This window comes from Prevotella melaninogenica (assembly GCF_018127925.1).
Lineage (GTDB): Bacteria > Bacteroidota > Bacteroidia > Bacteroidales > Bacteroidaceae > Prevotella > Prevotella melaninogenica_C.
The window spans coordinates 195912-212703 of record NZ_CP072347.1; the positions used below are offsets into that span (position 1 = coordinate 195912).

The window sequence follows — 16792 nt, forward strand, 5'->3', positions numbered from 1 at the left end:
CTTGTTGATTAAAAAGGTAAATCATCGTCCTCTTTTACTACATGATTGGGATGAACTTTCATGGACATCATTGTGTTCATTTCAGAGAGCCATTTTATCATGTAAAATGTACATGTGTTCTTTTCAGCTACACCAAAATGTTTTGCTTCTTCTGCTAATTTTTCATCTTTTAATTGGGATATAACCACTCCCAGTTCATCAAAATCAAAGGTTTCAAGTGTTTTCTCCATGAACACATGTTTTATATTGGGTATGTCACAGCCAAGATTTTTGACCATCTTACCATTGATTGCATAAGTTCTTTTGTATCTTTATCATTAGAAGTGCTTAGGTCAACTCCTGTTAGTTCTTCTACCTGCTTCATCAATATTAAAATCTGTTCTGTAACTGCTGAAAACATTTCTAATTTGTCTGTATTATTTGTTTTGGCATGTGCATTATGATTATTGTTTGAAATGGGTGCATTCGCAGTTTTCTTGGCTGCATTTTTTTTTATTCCCCAAATAATGAAGAAGACCACCTATGGCACCCAATAGAAAAGCACCTGCCATTTTTGACATAACTACATCTGCATTTACATGATTAGCAGATGCAATAATTGCTACAAGTAAATTCATTGCAGCAAAGATTTCTAAAATAATTCCAAAAACTTTCATTTTGTTATGCTTATGATAGTTTATACTTAACTCCTATTAAGCCACTATTGCAATCTATATTATTGCCTTTACAAGATACCAAGGAATAAAAAGTAAGGACAGCATACACCCTGTGTTATTTGAAGGGTTGATTGAAACTCCTTGCTCTTTATTAACACAAGACTGGCAAATTTGAAAATGACAATTAGGGTCATATCCAGAAGTAAAGCGTCCAGGTACTTCTATGTTTTTACCACACATTGGACATCTCCCATTGTTAAGAAGGCCAATACTTTTAAGATAATTGATTTCTTTAGCCCCACTCACAACTCCAAGAATAAAGGTTTCAGGGTCTTCGGCATAAGCTTTATACGGCTCATAGTCTTTCTCCCATTTACCAGTTTCCTTATTAAATCCTTTAGCCTTAAATCCAGCTTCATTTAATTCTTTTGCCATAGTTTCATTCCATTCATGCCATGACATTTTTCTAATCTCTGATTTTGTGTACTTCATTATATACAAGTTTGAATAAATAATTTGGTTATAGGCACAAAAAAGGTGCAAGCTAAACCCTGAATGCTTATCAGAAGGCATCGCCAAACACCTATAACCAATCAAACAAGGAAAGCCCACACCCATAGGTGCAAGCATTCACTTTCTTGTTGTTGATGGTTATTCCTTTTGAAATTGGCGATTTCTCTGATAACATCAATCAAGAAGCAAACACTTCTTTTAATATGTCTTGTTAAACTTTTATCTCATTTTTATGTTTATTTTGCAAAGATATAAAATATCTTTCAGTTGTACACATAATTTAAAGACAAAAATACACATATTACCTAAGGTGTGAGCTATATTCCTTATTTAATTGAAAAAAAGCCCTGATGTGTATTTCTACACACCAAGGCTCACAATTAACAAAAGATTAGTTGTTATTTGCACCACAAATGATAAATAGCACTACGAAGAAACCTATTATTTTCAATAGTAACATGATAACTATTTCCATAATTACTCAATAAACCAAGCAAAATCTTTATTCACATTACTAATGGTATCACATAGACCAAATGCTACATCAGAAGCATTATTTGCTCTATCCAAGAAATTATCAATGTAGGAAGTCTTGTTGGCACCTGTAAATAGGTTATATACATTCCACATACTAATTTCCTTGTTATTATCATTATGATGGGAAAAATTCTCATCTTGATAATATGACCTTGCAACAAGCCCTATCTGTGTATCAGTTAATAACACAGGTGGAAGTAACTTCTTGCTTGATGCAGGAATATATTGGTAAAGCCTACTTTTACCAATAAATTGAGCAAACTGATGCTCTGTCATTGAGTAATTTTGCAGTGCTGACATCATCTGTAAATGACTCTCAAACTTATAACTTTGAAACAATCTAATTGCTTCTTGCATCAAATCATTTACTGACATAACCTTTAACTCTGACTTATACCCATCTGTACTAACACACATATTGCAACACACAAGGTTTTTAAAGCCAATAAATACCTTGAACTTCTCCATACTCTTCTTGCTGTAGAGATTTTCATGGTTATAGGCTCTTACTCCTCCTATGGTGAGATTTAACCTATTACCATCAATTGTTTCAAAGATGGTAGGTATTTCAAAGCAAAACATCATTCTCTCGTAATAGATGGTCTTTTCTTCTTCCAAAAGCATATTGACTGGTTTAAAGATTGCTTCGGGTGTTCTACCTTTGATAATATGGCTGACTCTAATCAAAGGCTTGTTTATCTCTTCTTGTGGGAAAACTGTATTTGCAGCATTCCAAATAGCTTCGATAAACTCTGGGTGAGAAATTGTCACCTCATTATCCTTGCTAAATACTGGTACTATGCAGTCTTTCTGTAAGTGCATGAAGTCCACTTCTTTTGTGTTGGCTTCAATAAATGGTAGCCTTGAAATAGGCTTATCCAATGTTGACCTCAAAGAGGTAATTGGTAAAGGGTCATTACTATATAAGATAGGAAAGCTCTGCTTAGCTCTGACTGGTTGTAATTGCATTATTTCCATTTTGAATGTAGTTAAATGGTTGACTTATAATTCTTTTCTCACTATTTTGAAGATGCTTCTTCTTCTCAACAAACTCAAAATTAAGCTGCTGATAATATTCGGGATATTGATGGTATATCCTTGTAAGCTCTTCCAAAGTTTGGCAGTCTTTAATCTGCTGTTTAATAGTCTGCATACTCACACCATCATTACACCAATCAGATATTTTCTCTCCTGTTTGGCTTGTAATGGTGAAGTCAGGCTGACCCACAAAGAGATTAGTTCTATCCTTGGAGGTTACACATTGATGCTTCATATTAATATCAAACACAATGGTAAATTCATAATCTATTCCATCTCTCATAACAGCTTTCAATCCTACCTTTTCAGGCACCATCTTGCCATTCTTCTCATTAAGAACATAATCCTGTTTACACCTCATGGTGCAAATGATATGTCTATTACTCTGTAGAATTTTCTGCATAAAAGCATTTATTCTTGGAGTGATTTTCTGCCAATTAGTAAAGCTATTCCCTTGCAAATTAGCATGATATTCAAGAAGATTATCCCAACATAATGAAATGGAGTCTATAATGATTACTTCCATTCCTGCACTTTCACATACATTGATAGCTTCAATGTAATTTTCGGGTGTAAAATTCTCTTTTAGCTGTAATACATTGTACTCTCCAAGACTGGCATATAAATCAGCACTTCCATTCTCTGTGTCAATGATTGCAATCTTATTCCAATCATGACATAAACCATAAGCTAATAATAGTGCAGAATAGGTCTTTCCACTACCTGCACAACCTTGTAAAGCAAGTTTTATTTTTACCTGCTTCTTTGTTGTTTGCCTTAACTCCATATCATAAAAATTTAATGGTTCAGAAATAAAATAGCAAGAAGTTTTCACCTCTTGCTATTAACTTTCAATCTTACAAAGTAGCTAATGTAGCTGCTGCATTCTCTGCTCTTTCATGTAACAAGTAGAACATATCTCCTGTTTCAGCTGAGCATACTTGTGAGATAACAGGTGTCTTGAGTTCTCCTTTCAAAAACCTCTCACTCACAGCACCTGTTTCAAATCCATAAGTGAAGAAGCATTTACCTGTTGCAGGGTTTTGCTTCACTTCAATCACATTCACTCCCTTTTGAGCTTTAAACTCCTCCACAGACAATGTCTGAATAAATTTCAATGTACTTTCCATAATTCTTTTTTGTTAATTGTTATGGGAGGGAATATCCCCTTGCCCAAAGGCAAGGGGGGGGTTGGGTGGTGTATGTTGCTCACAGAAAGATAGGGGCTTAATATATTTCAAATAGCCCATAGGGGGGCATATTGCACCTTTCGGGATTATAGATTATGCCAAAAATGTTGTAAAAAAAAGATATGAAAGACAGACTGCTTATTATTTTGCCCAAAATATCCTCAAAAGTGCTTAGTTTCCTATCTTACAAGGATAAATTCCGTGGAGTCCAATACTCCTTTTTTAGGTTGGGGGTAACTTGGACTATATCATTTAAAGTTGTAGTCATTACATTGAAGACTAAGTCTTCATACTCCAAAGTTGTGCAGATTGAGTCATGTATTGTAAATATAGGTACTTGATGAGCATTTTCTTCCCATATTTTTTTGCAGCATATTTGTAGTACTATAGTGCTCTCTATTGATTGAAGTAGTACTGCCAATTTTTTCTTGCCATCTCTTCCTTTCTTTATGGCATGTATTAATCCGTAAATCTTTGGGAATGAGAGCTTAAAAAGTTTTTTAAGTTTTGCACCTGGCTGATTTAAAAATTTGTTGTCTGAGAAGAAAGTCATCAGTATCATAATTTTCATATCTTTTCTTTGATATTCTTCACCATTTTCTCTTGTCCTTTCTAACATATACTCATAAATATGTCCTTCAGAAGCATAGTGTATGTATTCATTGACCTTTTCATCATGCCTTATTCTATATACATAGGCTTGCAATGATGATAAATCTTCTTCTGAAAATAAGTTTTGAACATTTGCAGGTAACTTACCTATGTTTACAGCTAATGCTGAACTTTTATCCCAAAACAAAGGATTTAAGAGTAAGCATAATAGGTAAGGTTGACTATTAGAAATATCAATACTAACTAAGTCCCTTCCATCATATTTAATGAAATTTCTATAGTCTTTTTGCATATTGGTAAGTACAGAGTGAAGCCTATGCACAGTATCATCTATTTTAACTTTATAATCTTCCTGTATTATAGACTCAATATTATAACGTATTGCATAATATTGTAACTTTGGATTCTTCCTTTGATGGGTGTCTCTGTTGTAATCCCAAGTATCAACCCCTCCTGCAATCTTTTCTCTATATTTTCTTTCTGCATATTCTAATGCAATGCTTGCATTAATTTGCAGGTTATTGTTATACCAAGAAAGCAGGTAATTATTACCAGCTTCTATAACTGCACTATGAGATTGATTTTCTCGTGAATGTCTGTATATGTAAGTTCTTAGTGGAGAATTACAATAAGTATCACTTAATTTGTACCCAATAGATTTTTTCCCTACTATGTATTGGCTATCTGTTATGAAAATACCTGTACGAAGTAAGTAGTCTAAATATGATAGGTAATCTTTAAAAAAGTCCCTTAAAATTGCAGAATTGATACTAACAAAACCATCTTCTGATATTAAGTCCTTATTTCTGCCTGGGATGGAATAAATCAAGCCAATTAGATAAATTAATCTTTCTTCATCAAATACAGCACCAAAAGTTCCATTAGTATTTACAGTCTTTATGTGTCCACCACAATCCTCTACAAAATAATAATTTGTCACAGGAAAATTTCTTAAATGAGCTTCTAAATCCAAGTTAGCAGGTATAAAGGCAAATTTTCCCGAGTGTTCAGGTCTTATACCAAGTCCACTTGCAATAGAATGAACTTTTGGTTGAGAAGCAACCCAATTTAAAAGGTCTTGCTTAGCTTTCAACCATTCCTTGCTTGTCTCATAAACTACTGATTTGTTCTGTTTTCTATTATTCATTATGATGGGAAATTTTTAGATGCAAAAATAAATAAAAGGTTCCAATAACAAGATTATTACTGGAACTTTTTCATCTTAGAATACTGAATTTATTACTTTTTCATTCGCATCATTTTCCATCTTAAAATCCCTTTCAATATAAATATCGGTGATTTTCATTTTCTCATCAATATGGTTCAATGCAGAGTGAACAGCATACTTATCAACTCCAGCCTTATTCACAGCTATAGTTGCCCAAGAATGCCTTGCAGCATAAAATTCAAGGTCTTCTAAGTGGAGAACTTTTCCCACCTGTTTAAGCCCTATATTCAAGGCTGCATTGAATGTATCAGCAGTAGAATACCATTGATAGAATTTGAAAATTCTCTTCCCTGTAATGTCCTTATACTTCTCAATGAGTGGCAAGGCTAAAGATGGTATCTTTACCACCATCTTTGCATTGTCAGCTCTTCTTTCCTTAGTCTTGCACCTGTAATAGATAATACAATTATCTTTAAGTTCTGAACAAGTAAAGAGGTCTGCTGAGTTCATTCCCATCAAGAAAAATGACAGCATAAAGCAATCCTTTGCCAAATCAAATCTACAAAGTTTATTTACACCTTTCCCCTCTTTAAGGTCAGCAAGTTGCCAAATAGCCTTAATTTGTTGGGTAGTAATAGCCCTTTTCCTTGTGGCTTCCTGTCTTGGTACTTTGAAATTCTCAAAGGGTGAATGAGGTATGATAATAATTCCCCTGTCATAGTCATTATACTTCTTCTTTGCTTCATTAAAAAGATGCCTTATACTGCCCAAGTAAAGTGATACTGCTCTATTAGATGTTTTACTATTACTCTTGGAGGTCAGCTTCTTATCTTTCTTTTCCTTGTTCTTACAGAGATATTCTGCATATTGAGTAAGAAGTTTGATGGTTAAATCATTGATATTTAGGTTATCTTTTCCGAGAAACCTCACAAATGAATTGATGCAATATTTATAATTATCAGCACCTTTAATGGTTGCAGTCTCAATCCAATCCCTACTGAATTTTATAAAATCAATAGGCTTGTTCTTCTGCTCTTCTCCTTTAAGGTTGGCAATTATATCATCAATGGTGTAATCCTCTCTTTCTACTTGGAGGTTATTTCCTATATCTTGATAGTATGTAATTAAATCATCTATCCTTTTCTTTAGTTTACAACCATTCTTGATTTTCAAGGATTTTGTAAGTTCTGATTTATGGATATAGATGTTTGTCGATATTCTCTTAACCTGTCTTTTATAGGTGATTCTTACTTTTACATTGTATGTATCATCTGCTCTTAATCCACTTTTTAATATTTCTGCTTTGATAGTCAGCATGTTAGATGTAATTTAAAAAACCAACAATAAACCAACAATCAATAAAATAGTGTACTTTTTGGGGTATTATTTGATACAATAAAACATCAAATCTATTAAATAAAAACTCCCTGCAACCTATTGATTACAAGGAGTTTAATATAGTGGACCAGCCTGGGCTTGAACCAGGGACCTCCAGATTATGAGTCTGTTGCTCTAACCAACTGAGCTACAAGTCCTGAATTTCGTGAATTCGGCTGCAAAGATAATGAAATAAATGGAAAAAAGAGAAAGGACGATAAGGAAATTTAATGTTTTAACACATTTTGTTTGCCCAAACATGGGTTTATGGGTGATTTGGAGTACCTTTGCAAGAAAGTAGACATGGCTTTGTAACAAGGTGGGACTATCTTTTCAGGAGGCTTAACATCGCCTGCAGAGAATGGAAATTACCTTTACAAGAAAGTAAACGAACTATAAGACAAGAGGATTGAATACAATATATATTAAGCGAGATGAGACGCATGAATTAGTAGAACAGGTTGCAACCATAGGATTCTTTGATGGGGTGCATCGTGGACATCAGTTCCTGATTAGTCGTGTCATTGACGAGGCAGAGCGGTCAGGAATGGCATCGGCAGTCATCACCTTCGACCGACATCCGCGTCAGGTGCTGCAGGCTGACTACCAACCAGAACTGCTGTCAACACTCGATGAGAAGCTACTTCTGCTCTCAAAGACACATGTTGACAATAGTTTCGTACTGCATTTCGATGCTTCGTTGGCTGCGCTCTCAGCTCATGACTTCATGCAAGAGGTGTTATGCAAACAGCTGAACGTAAAGAAACTCATCATTGGCTACGACAACCGCTTCGGACACAACCGCTCTGAAACTTTTGAAGACTATGTTCAGTATGGCAAGGAAATGGGTATTGAGGTCATTCGTGCCGATGCCTTCCTGCCAAATGATGAGAAAGTGAGTTCTTCAATCATCAGAAATGACCTCCGCACGGGCAATATTGAGGCTGCCAACCGCCTTTTAGGCTATCCTTATACGATAGAGAGTCGCATCGTGAGTGGCTATCAGAATGGGCGCAAGATGGGTTTCCCAACAGCCAATCTCGATGTGAATGGTTGCCAACAGCTGCTCCCTGCAAGTGGTGTCTATGCGGTCATGGTGCGCTTGAAAGATTCTGTTGGATGGAAGCGAGGGATGATGAACATTGGGCATCGACCTACTTTCAATGGCACAACCACCTCGATAGAGGTCAATCTCTTTAATTTCACAGGAAATCTCTATGGACAGGAACTCCTTGTAAGTTTTATTAGTAAGATAAGAGATGAGCATAAGTTTGACTCTTTAGAAGCCTTAGCACAACAGCTGAAGCAAGACAAAGAGCAAATTAATCGATTGTTTGATGAGACTTATCACATACAAGAGAATATTATTAATACACCCTAAGATTCGCAGAAATGAACAATAAAAACGTTTTGAGCGCAACGCTCTATGTCATCTTATTTGTTTCACTTTTCATCTTGATACAAAGTCTTTCTTTCGAGGGAGGTAAGCATCTTGTAAGCCTACTTGGAGGGGCTAAGGCTGCTGATGGGGATTATCTAACGAAAAATGGTGAGACTCTTGCCATAACGGCAGTCATCAGTAGTCTTGCAACTTTTATTCTTTTCATCGCTACAAAGTGGGCACCTGTATCTGGTAACTATTTGAAGACGCGTCCTTGGGCTGTCCTCATGTGGTCGGCTCTCATAGCTTTAGGTTCGATACTCCCACTGCAATTCCTTGCAGAGAAGATTAATCTAACGATGCCAGCGGGCACAGAAAAGATGTTTGAAAGTATCATGAAGGTGTCTTGGGGCTATGTAGCCTTAGGAATGATGGTGCCCATCGCTGAGGAGATTGTCTTCCGTGGTGCTATTCTACGTGTACTGCAAAACGCCTTGGACGAACGCAAACGATGGATTGCCATTGTCATTTCAGCCCTTATCTTCGGTATTATCCATTTCAATTTAGCACAAGGCTTACACGCTTTTTTGATTGGTCTGCTATTGGGTTGGCTCTATTCGAAAACGGGTAGTATTCTGCCAGGTTTCGTATTTCATTGGGTGAACAATACGGTGGCTTATCTTATGTTCAACCTCATGCCACAGATGAACGATGGAAAACTCATCGACTTCTTCCACGGCAACGACCACATGATGTATGCTGGTTTGTTCTTCTCACTGTGTATCTTCATTCCTTCGTTGCTGCAGTTAATAGGAAGGATGCCAAAGGGGAAGAAATAAGCAGCTTTCCTATAAAGACATCTAATAGAATAAGCGCATAGGAAAAGGGACGATAACGCCTATCCTCTCATATCCCTACCCTCTTTTAGAAGCCTGTTAAGGCTTAACACCAGATGTGCGAACGCTTAGCACCTTATGTGCGGAGCCTCCGCACCACTCTATGATACTATTCCTTTATTATATAAACGATAGAGATTAAACAAGAATCGACCATCACATAGGCTGTTGAGAGCCATGTAATGGTCGATTACTTACTTATAGACTTTACTGTTAGCGATTACATATTCTCGCACTCCTCGTTCTCATGAACAGGGATTTTTGCCTCCTTTGTCGTCTTTTCTGCCTTATAACCAAACTTCTCAAAAGCCTTCTGAAGCTTTTCTTCATTGGTCTTCTGAGCATCGTAGGTTACATATACCTTCTGTTCTTCTACACTTGTCTTAATCTCCTTCACACCCTTTGCAAAGCGGAGGTTGTTCTTTACTTTCGCCTCACAGTTAGCGCAGTGCATCTGTGGAGTTGTAGTGAAGATAACTGTCTTAATGTCTTTGGCTGTTGCAATCATAGCTACCATGAGCATCAGCATTGTGAAAATAGTTTTTTTCATAATTGTTCTTTGTTTGTAGGAGACGTCCGAAAGCGTGTTTCAAGACGTCTCTCTGTGTTGTCGTTTATGTTATTCTATTGTGAATGAATCAATGTTTACTGTCGTTTACCGAGGTTCAGACGGATACCAACGTATGCCATTGCACCCTCTACAGGACCATAGACCATTGTTGGTTCGAAGCTGTTAGCCCACGGATTTTGATAGCCAATGATAGGATTCTTCTGCTTGTAATTGGTAAGGTTTTCCCCACCAATATAAAGAGAGAAGTTGCGGAAGTAGCGTGTCACCTGACCGCTAAGCTGTCCGTAGGCCTTATAGCTGCCCGCCCATGAGCGTTCGCCCGATGCTAAGGTGTAAGATTCTGGCATTCTACCACCTCCGTTCAAGGCTGCAGTAGCATCAAACTGCCAGAGTCCTAAAGGTGTTTTATAGCTGAGCGTCAAGAGTCCTTTGTAACGACTCTGCAGTGGTTTCCACATCAGTTTTCCTCCATACGTCGCCTTAACGAGGTTATATCGGTAGGCTGCTCCCAGCTCAAGACCCTTGAACAAAGGATAAGAAGCTTCGATTTGGAAGGTATGCGAGAAGCTCTTTCCATTGAGATTGGTGATGTGCAGCTCCTGTGGATTACTATCATAGTCAATCAACATCTGTGAAAGGAAGTGCGTGTAATAGTAATCAGTATTGATTTTCAGCATCTTATTTCCTATTGGAATGTTGAAATTAAGACTCGCACCATAGTTCCATGCAGCCTCTTGATCGAGCTTATCGATGATAAGTCGGCGGCCCGAAGCCATGAGGTAATTGTTCTCAGCCAGTGCGTGCGGACTGCGATAGCCCTTACCTGCAGAGAGGCGAAGGGTCAGGAAGTCGGCTGGTACCCATTTCAAGTGGAAGCGAGGAGTGAAGAACGTACCGTAAACATTGCTATGGTCGACACGCAATCCTGCCATAGCGATGAATCGACTATGCAGGTTATAGGTGTACTGAACGTATGCGCCAGGTGTTGTCTCACTCTCAATGCCACGTGTGAGTGGGTAGAGATTACCGTAATCGGCAGGGATAGCCGTTGCAGGGAGCGTCAGACGCTGATGCAAGTAATCATGGTTGAGGCTCAAACCAGCAGAGAGATTGTGCTCATCGGTGAAGTTTGTCTCAAACATAAGTGATGCATAAGCATTCTTCTCGTTGACATCATACTGCTTAATACCATATTGCGCCTGCTGCTTGTGCATAGATACATTACCCATCAAAGCGATGTTTGTGGCGTGTTCCTTATTGAGAACAAAGGCATGTTTCATATAAGCCTCGTAGCGGTCGGTGCCGATATCAATGCGATAAGGATTCGTTGCAGCAGCATGAGGAGTCTGACCACTCATGCGGTCTTCCTTCAACAGCGACAAACCTGCATGTAAAATATAATCGCCCTGCTTCCAAAACCAACGGTTCTGCAGGTTGTATTGTCTCACCTTTGGGGCATCTTGGAATCCGTCTCCATTGCCATCATGATGTCTCCAGTTGTTTTCATAGTGGGCAAGGATTTCCGTACTGAGGTTCTTGTTGCCATTGATATGAATGTTACCATCCGCATTTGCCTCGAATTTACCCATCGTACTGCCATAGAGGTTGACGCTCATACCTGTTGGATCTTCAGGTTTAACGTATTCCACATTAATCTGACCTGTCATCGCTTCGTAGCCATTCTTGACGGATGTATTACCCTTACTCACCTGCATACTCTTCATCCAACTGCCTGGTACATAGCCCAAACCATAAGGGAGAGCAGCACCACGAAAGTTAGGAAGGTTCTCTGTCAACATCTGAACATATGTACCACTAAGACCAAGGAGTTTGATTTGTTTGGCACCCGTTGTCGCATCTGAGTAGTTTACATCTACTGAAGCGTTGTTGACAAAGCTCTCACCAAGATTACAGCAAGCAGCCTTGAAGAGTTCGTCACGTAGGATGTCTTTACCGTTGATGGCTCCAGCTAATGAGCGCACAGAGGCCCTTCGCGTTGTAACGGTCACGTTATCCAGTGTCTGGTCTTTTAGGGTTGCGGTCGAGTCGACTGCATTTTGCTGTGCGGTAGCAGGTAGAACAGACAGCAAGGTCAGTCCTGCTAAATATATAATTTTATTCATTTCGTTTGATTTTCAGTTGTTATTTAAAATTTATAAAGCCTGTGTGGTATCAGAATGGGAAACATACTGATACGACTTTTAGCCCGAACACACTTGTGTAACAGGTACGATAAACCTTCTGTTGCCCATTTCATGAGGAACAGAAAACAACCAAAAATCAAATGATAAGTGTCGTAAGTAATCGGAGATATTGGCGTGGCGGACTATGCCAGAGCAACGACAATAACCTCTCTGGTGCCTTTGTTAAAACAGGCAAAGGCAATAATTGACAATCACTTACGAATTGTGGGAGAAGAGAAAGCTGTATTGGCTGAATGTGATAAAAATCATTGTGCACCATATTTGTGGGCGACAAGCTTTTCACCTCAATCTTCATGCAATGTTTTACATCGTTATCATTGCAATGACCTTTATCCTCCATCTTAGCAACAGACACATTGCCAGTATGTGCGCACACCACTGTCATGATGCCCGAACCACTCCATACTATCATCGTTGACAATAGAAGGGATAGTAATATGTCTATCGTTTTTCTCATAAACTTGGCAACAAAGTTAGATAATTATTAGTAACTTTGCAAAGATTTTAAATTTATTTTAATGTTCAACTACCGCCCTTCAAGGCGAAGCCTGTATGTAGGAGGGGGCATTTTGCTTACTCTTCTACTCTTATATATTATCTTTCGTTGTCTGCCTCCTTCACAAGAGGAGGTGGATAAGAGTGCTGTGACCATTCGTCAGGAGGCTTATTACACGTTAGAGGCTGATGGTAAGCCCCTTGTATACTTTGCTGATTATGTCGACTCAGCCTTTGTGGGTGGCTCTATCAATAAAGATTCAATTCATACACGCAGCATCACGCAACGTGGTTATTGGGTGAACCAGCTGCCCGTAGTGCCTTCTTGCCACGGACGTATTCTCATTCGGTGGAATTACAAACCCTTAACAATCGTCAACTTAAAAGGAAAAGGGGTGCTAAGGCTTGTTCGTCAGACGATGGCTCAGATGGATTCGGAGTTAGACGGATTGCAAACGAAGAGCAACGAGATGGGTTATTATCTTCGTGTACATAGCGTTCAGGATTACGGATATAACAAGATTGCGGAATATCATACTGAGGTGGTGCAGCAGATGGATTCACTTCGTCGGATGATGAAGGTGTTGGATTCTCTCTCTACTTCTTCTGCCCAGCTGCGCATTCGACAGCAAAATCGCTATGCTATTCAGACTTCCTCTAAGAAGGCGAAACCTACTGTTTGCAACCGTTTGGAAATAGATAAGAAGAACGATTGTGTACTCCTGCAAACCGAAAATAAAAGAACGCCAATTCGCTTGATTACTCGCTTGCAGAAAAGTGGGGCGATAGATGCACTAAATGCATACTATAAGACCCACGCAGCTACTATCAGCAGCCTTGCAAAGGGCATTCGTATTGCTGGCGGACGATATGAGGGTGAGAGCCAGAAGAACGTTCCGAATGGTTATGGAAAGTACTATGGCGACGATGGCAGCTTCTATGACGGACATTGGAAGGACGGAAAACGCGACGGCTTTGGCATCTATGTTGCGCCACACGAGTATCTGCAAGTGGGTGAATGGAAGGCGGATGTGTTTAAAGGTGAACGTCTTACATACACCTCCGACCGTATCTATGGCATCGACCTCTCACGTCATCAGCACGAGAAGAATAATAAGGTGTATCACATCTATTGGAACAAACTACGCATCACCGACCTCGGTACGCTGAGTACGAAGACAATCAAGGGGAAGGTGGATTATCCTGTTTCCTTCGCTTACGTGAAGTCTACGGAGGGTTGTACGGTGCTAAACGCTTATTACGAGGCTGATTACAAGGCAGCACGTGCGCATGGTATTCGAACAGGTACCTATCATTTCTTTTCTACCATGTCACCAGGTGCAGCACAAGTAGCCTATTTCCTCAAGTGTAGTAAGTTTAATAAGGGCGACCTACCACCAGTCTTAGACGTTGAGCCGACCGATGCGCAGATTGTTGCGATGGGTGGAGCGGAGGTGATATTCCGCAATATTCGTGCGTGGATGAGTCTTGTGCAGAAGCGAACAGGTAAACGCCCTATCCTTTATATCAGTCAGACTTTTGCCAACACTTACATGCCATTGGCACCCGATTTGGGCGATAACTACCACATATGGATAGCCCGCTATGGTGAGTATAAACCCAACTTCAAATTGGCTTACTGGCAGTTAAGTCCTGATGGTAAGGTGCGTGGCATCCATGGCGATGTCGACATCAACGTCTTCAATGGCTATCGCAACCAGTATGAGGAGTTCCTTAAACGCCATTGCTTCTAAGATTGGAGAGTCGAAGAATGAACAGATAACATAAATTTGTTTACAGACAGGTTTAATATGATTGAGTATATTGTAATGTGAAGACCACCTGCTATAGATGATAAGTCACGTGGAGACACGGAGTTGAAGTGAGAATGACTAATATGGGTGCGTAGACTCAAAGAGCCATGAAGCCTTATGCACACTTTCTCTCCGTGTGATTTATTTATTACCCAAAACCTGTTTTGTAAAGAAAGTTCAAAACTTGAAAATCAAAAGGGCGTTAATTGTATTCGAATTAACGCCCTTTTGGCTTGCAAAAGGTGCCCTTTAAGCCCCTTACTAACGCCCTTTTGAAGTCCAATTAAGCACCTTTTGGAAACCACCTTTGCAACTTCCTGATAACAAAAGACTTACAAAGGTGTCAGATTTGCATGTTTTTAGCTCAATTCCCAGTCTCCTCCTTGCTCATTTTGTAAACATATTTCCAATCCTTACCACTTAATTTAAATCTCACACAGAGCCACGGAGCATTAAATACTTTGAACTTTGAACATTGAACTTTGAACTTTTTGATTTGTGATTCATCTCATTAAGGATTGAACTTTCCTAACAATGGTAATCATAATTATGAATTCTGAATTTTGAATTATGAATTAAAAAAAGGGCTGATAAGCTGTGAGGATAACCCTCACAGCTTATCAGCCGAATATAATTTAGCTTGTATTAGACGGTACTAATACGCTTTAAGATTACTTCTTCTCCTTATAAAGGTCCTGGCAAGTCTTCCAACCGAAGTGCTTGTAAAGCTCGTTCAGACGGGTTTCACGTGCCTTGAAAGAAGCGAAGTCCTTCTTATCGTTCTCTGTCCAACCAGTCTCTGCCATAGCTGCAACACGTGGGAGGAGCTGGAAGAAAGCGAGGTCGCGACCAATAACATACTCTGTCCAGAGGTTTGCCTGTACACCCTTAACGTGCTTTTTCATCTCAGGAGCAGCATCGTCTGGCACTGGATTGTAACTGTAAGTCTTCTCAACAGGGAGCATATTACCGATGAGAATCATGCGATTATCTGGCTTCTGATAGAAATCAAGGTAATAATAAGTGGTTGGAGTCATGATAGCATCCAAGCCACGCTTAGCTGCCTCAATACCACCATTCACACCACGCCAGCTCATGACAGTTGTACCCTTGTCTACATCACCCTCAAGAATCTCGTCCCAACCGATGATGTTACGTCCCTTAGACTCCAAGTGTTTTGCCACTTGATTCATGAAGTGAGCTTGTAGCTGAGCCTCTGCAGAGAAGCCGTTAGAGCCCTTCAAGCCGAGATGTTTGATTTCAGCCTGACAACGTGGACAGTGTTGCCAACGAGTACGTGGGGCCTCGTCGCCACCAATATGGATGTATTTTGATGGGAAAATTTCTATAATTTCATCGAGAACATTGTTCACAAACTCGTAGGTCTCAGGATGACCAGCGCAGAGAATGTCTGGGAATACGCCCCATTGCTCAGCCACTTTGTAAGGACCACCAGTACAACCAAGCTCTGGATAAGCAGCCAAGGCAGCAAGCATGTGGCCTGGCATGTCAATCTCAGGGATAACAGTGATATAACGGTCAGCTGCATACTTCACAACTTCACGCATCTCATCCTTTGTATAGTAACCACCGTATGGAGTCTCATCAAAGAGTCCTGTCATACGACCAATAACTGTCTGCGCACGCTTTGAACCAACCTCTGTAAGCTTTGGATAGCGGTCAATCTGTGCACGCCAGCCCTGATCCTCAGTGAGATGCCAGTGGAAGGTGTTGACATTGTGGAGCGCCAACATATCAATGAACTCCTTAATGAAACTCATCTTGAAATAGTGACGAGCGCAATCGAGCATCGTACCACGATAGCCGAAGCGTGGATAGTCAATGATACGAGCTGCTGGGAAGGTTACGTTCTCAGCCTTCTCCAATGGCAATGACTTACGAAGTGTCTGTACACCATAGAATACACCACGTGGAGTCTTGCCCTCAACGGTAATATTCTTACCCTTTACAGTGATAACATAACCCTCCTCATTCTCAACCTTTGCATTGAGTTTCAAGGTGATAGTACTTCCTTTCTTGTTCATACCATTGAGCACAATACCGGTTGCCTCTTGGATATATTGCTTCAAGAATTCACCATTACGGCGCATAGCCTCATCGTTGCTTGCAACATTAATAACGGTGTTAGCATCTAAAACGAATGGTGTACCCTTCTCAGCAGTAATGCTTTGTGGGAGAGGAACTACCTGGTAGTTCGCATCTGTGGCATGAAGTGAGAATGTAGCCATCATCAATGCCACTGAAAGTAAGATTTTCTTCATCTCGATTAAATGAATGTTTTGTATTTAGGTTTTTATATTCTGGACTTCAACTATCCAT

General features: G+C 39.5%; 15 protein-coding genes and 1 tRNA gene. 3 read left to right on the forward strand and 13 right to left on the reverse strand.

Translation table 11 applies throughout. The annotated features are described in order from the left end of the window. Nucleotides 1–8: 8 nt before the first annotated feature. From J4861_RS00860 to J4861_RS00900, 9 genes are all read right to left on the reverse strand, one after another. On the reverse strand, nt 9–230 hold the full coding sequence (locus tag J4861_RS00860; RefSeq protein WP_211816315.1) for a hypothetical protein: 222 nt from the start codon (nt 228–230) through the stop codon (nt 9–11). Nucleotides 231–443: 213 nt separating this feature from the next. After that, complete coding sequence (locus tag J4861_RS00865) at nt 444–656, reverse strand: hypothetical protein (protein ID WP_211816316.1); 213 nt, start codon at nt 654–656, stop codon at nt 444–446. A gap of 54 nt (nt 657–710) precedes the next feature. Next, nucleotides 711–1091, reverse strand: a complete 381-nt coding sequence (locus J4861_RS00870; RefSeq protein WP_211816318.1) for a hypothetical protein — start codon at nt 1089–1091, stop codon at nt 711–713. Nucleotides 1092–1646: 555 nt separating this feature from the next. After that, complete coding sequence (locus J4861_RS00875) at nt 1647–2684, reverse strand: DUF3871 family protein (protein WP_211816320.1); 1038 nt, start codon at nt 2682–2684, stop codon at nt 1647–1649. Next, nucleotides 2650–3531, reverse strand: a complete 882-nt coding sequence (locus J4861_RS00880; protein ID WP_211816322.1) for an AAA family ATPase — start codon at nt 3529–3531, stop codon at nt 2650–2652. The genes J4861_RS00875 and J4861_RS00880 overlap by 35 nt, the downstream gene beginning before the upstream one ends. Nucleotides 3532–3601: 70 nt before the next feature. Further along, complete coding sequence (locus J4861_RS00885) at nt 3602–3874, reverse strand: hypothetical protein (RefSeq protein ID WP_211794982.1); 273 nt, start codon at nt 3872–3874, stop codon at nt 3602–3604. A gap of 244 nt (nt 3875–4118) precedes the next feature. Beyond that, the gene (locus J4861_RS00890) at nt 4119–5693 is read right to left on the reverse strand and encodes a hypothetical protein (protein WP_249110758.1); all 1575 of its coding nucleotides are present in this window, start codon (nt 5691–5693) and stop codon (nt 4119–4121) included. A 75-nt stretch (nt 5694–5768) separates the two neighbouring features. After that, nucleotides 5769–7031: a phage integrase SAM-like domain-containing protein gene (locus tag J4861_RS00895; RefSeq protein WP_211794981.1), complete on the reverse strand. Its 1263-nt coding sequence runs from the start codon at nt 7029–7031 to the stop codon at nt 5769–5771. 144 nt (nt 7032–7175) lie between these two features. Then, nucleotides 7176–7249 (reverse strand) — tRNA-Ile (locus tag J4861_RS00900). A 251-nt stretch (nt 7250–7500) separates the two neighbouring features. On the opposite strand from J4861_RS00900, the gene J4861_RS00905 reads away from it, so the two are divergent. Then, a complete protein-coding gene (locus tag J4861_RS00905) occupies nt 7501–8472 on the forward strand; it encodes a bifunctional riboflavin kinase/FAD synthetase (protein WP_211816324.1) in 972 nt (323 codons plus the stop codon). A gap of 11 nt (nt 8473–8483) precedes the next feature. Then, nucleotides 8484–9311, forward strand: a complete 828-nt coding sequence (locus tag J4861_RS00910) for a CPBP family intramembrane glutamic endopeptidase (protein WP_211816326.1) — start codon at nt 8484–8486, stop codon at nt 9309–9311. Between the two features lie 277 nt (nt 9312–9588). On the opposite strand, the gene J4861_RS00915 is transcribed toward J4861_RS00910, so the two are convergent. The 3 genes from J4861_RS00915 to J4861_RS00925 form a co-directional block, all read right to left on the reverse strand. Further along, nucleotides 9589–9918, reverse strand: a complete 330-nt coding sequence (locus tag J4861_RS00915) for a heavy-metal-associated domain-containing protein (protein ID WP_211816327.1) — start codon at nt 9916–9918, stop codon at nt 9589–9591. A gap of 95 nt (nt 9919–10013) precedes the next feature. Then, nucleotides 10014–12062, reverse strand: coding sequence for a TonB-dependent receptor plug domain-containing protein (locus J4861_RS00920; protein WP_211816329.1), 2049 nt, complete (start codon nt 12060–12062; stop codon nt 10014–10016). A gap of 157 nt (nt 12063–12219) precedes the next feature. Beyond that, nucleotides 12220–12600: a hypothetical protein gene (locus J4861_RS00925; RefSeq protein WP_249110759.1), complete on the reverse strand. Its 381-nt coding sequence runs from the start codon at nt 12598–12600 to the stop codon at nt 12220–12222. Nucleotides 12601–12661: 61 nt separating this feature from the next. On the opposite strand from J4861_RS00925, the gene J4861_RS00930 reads away from it, so the two are divergent. Further along, entirely contained in the window at nt 12662–14392 is a 1731-nt protein-coding gene (locus tag J4861_RS00930; RefSeq protein WP_211816330.1) for a GH25 family lysozyme, read from the forward strand. Nucleotides 14393–15123: 731 nt separating this feature from the next. On the opposite strand, the gene J4861_RS00935 is transcribed toward J4861_RS00930, so the two are convergent. Next, a complete protein-coding gene (locus J4861_RS00935; protein WP_211816332.1) occupies nt 15124–16734 on the reverse strand; it encodes a beta-N-acetylhexosaminidase in 1611 nt (536 codons plus the stop codon). Nucleotides 16735–16792: the final 58 nt, after the last annotated feature.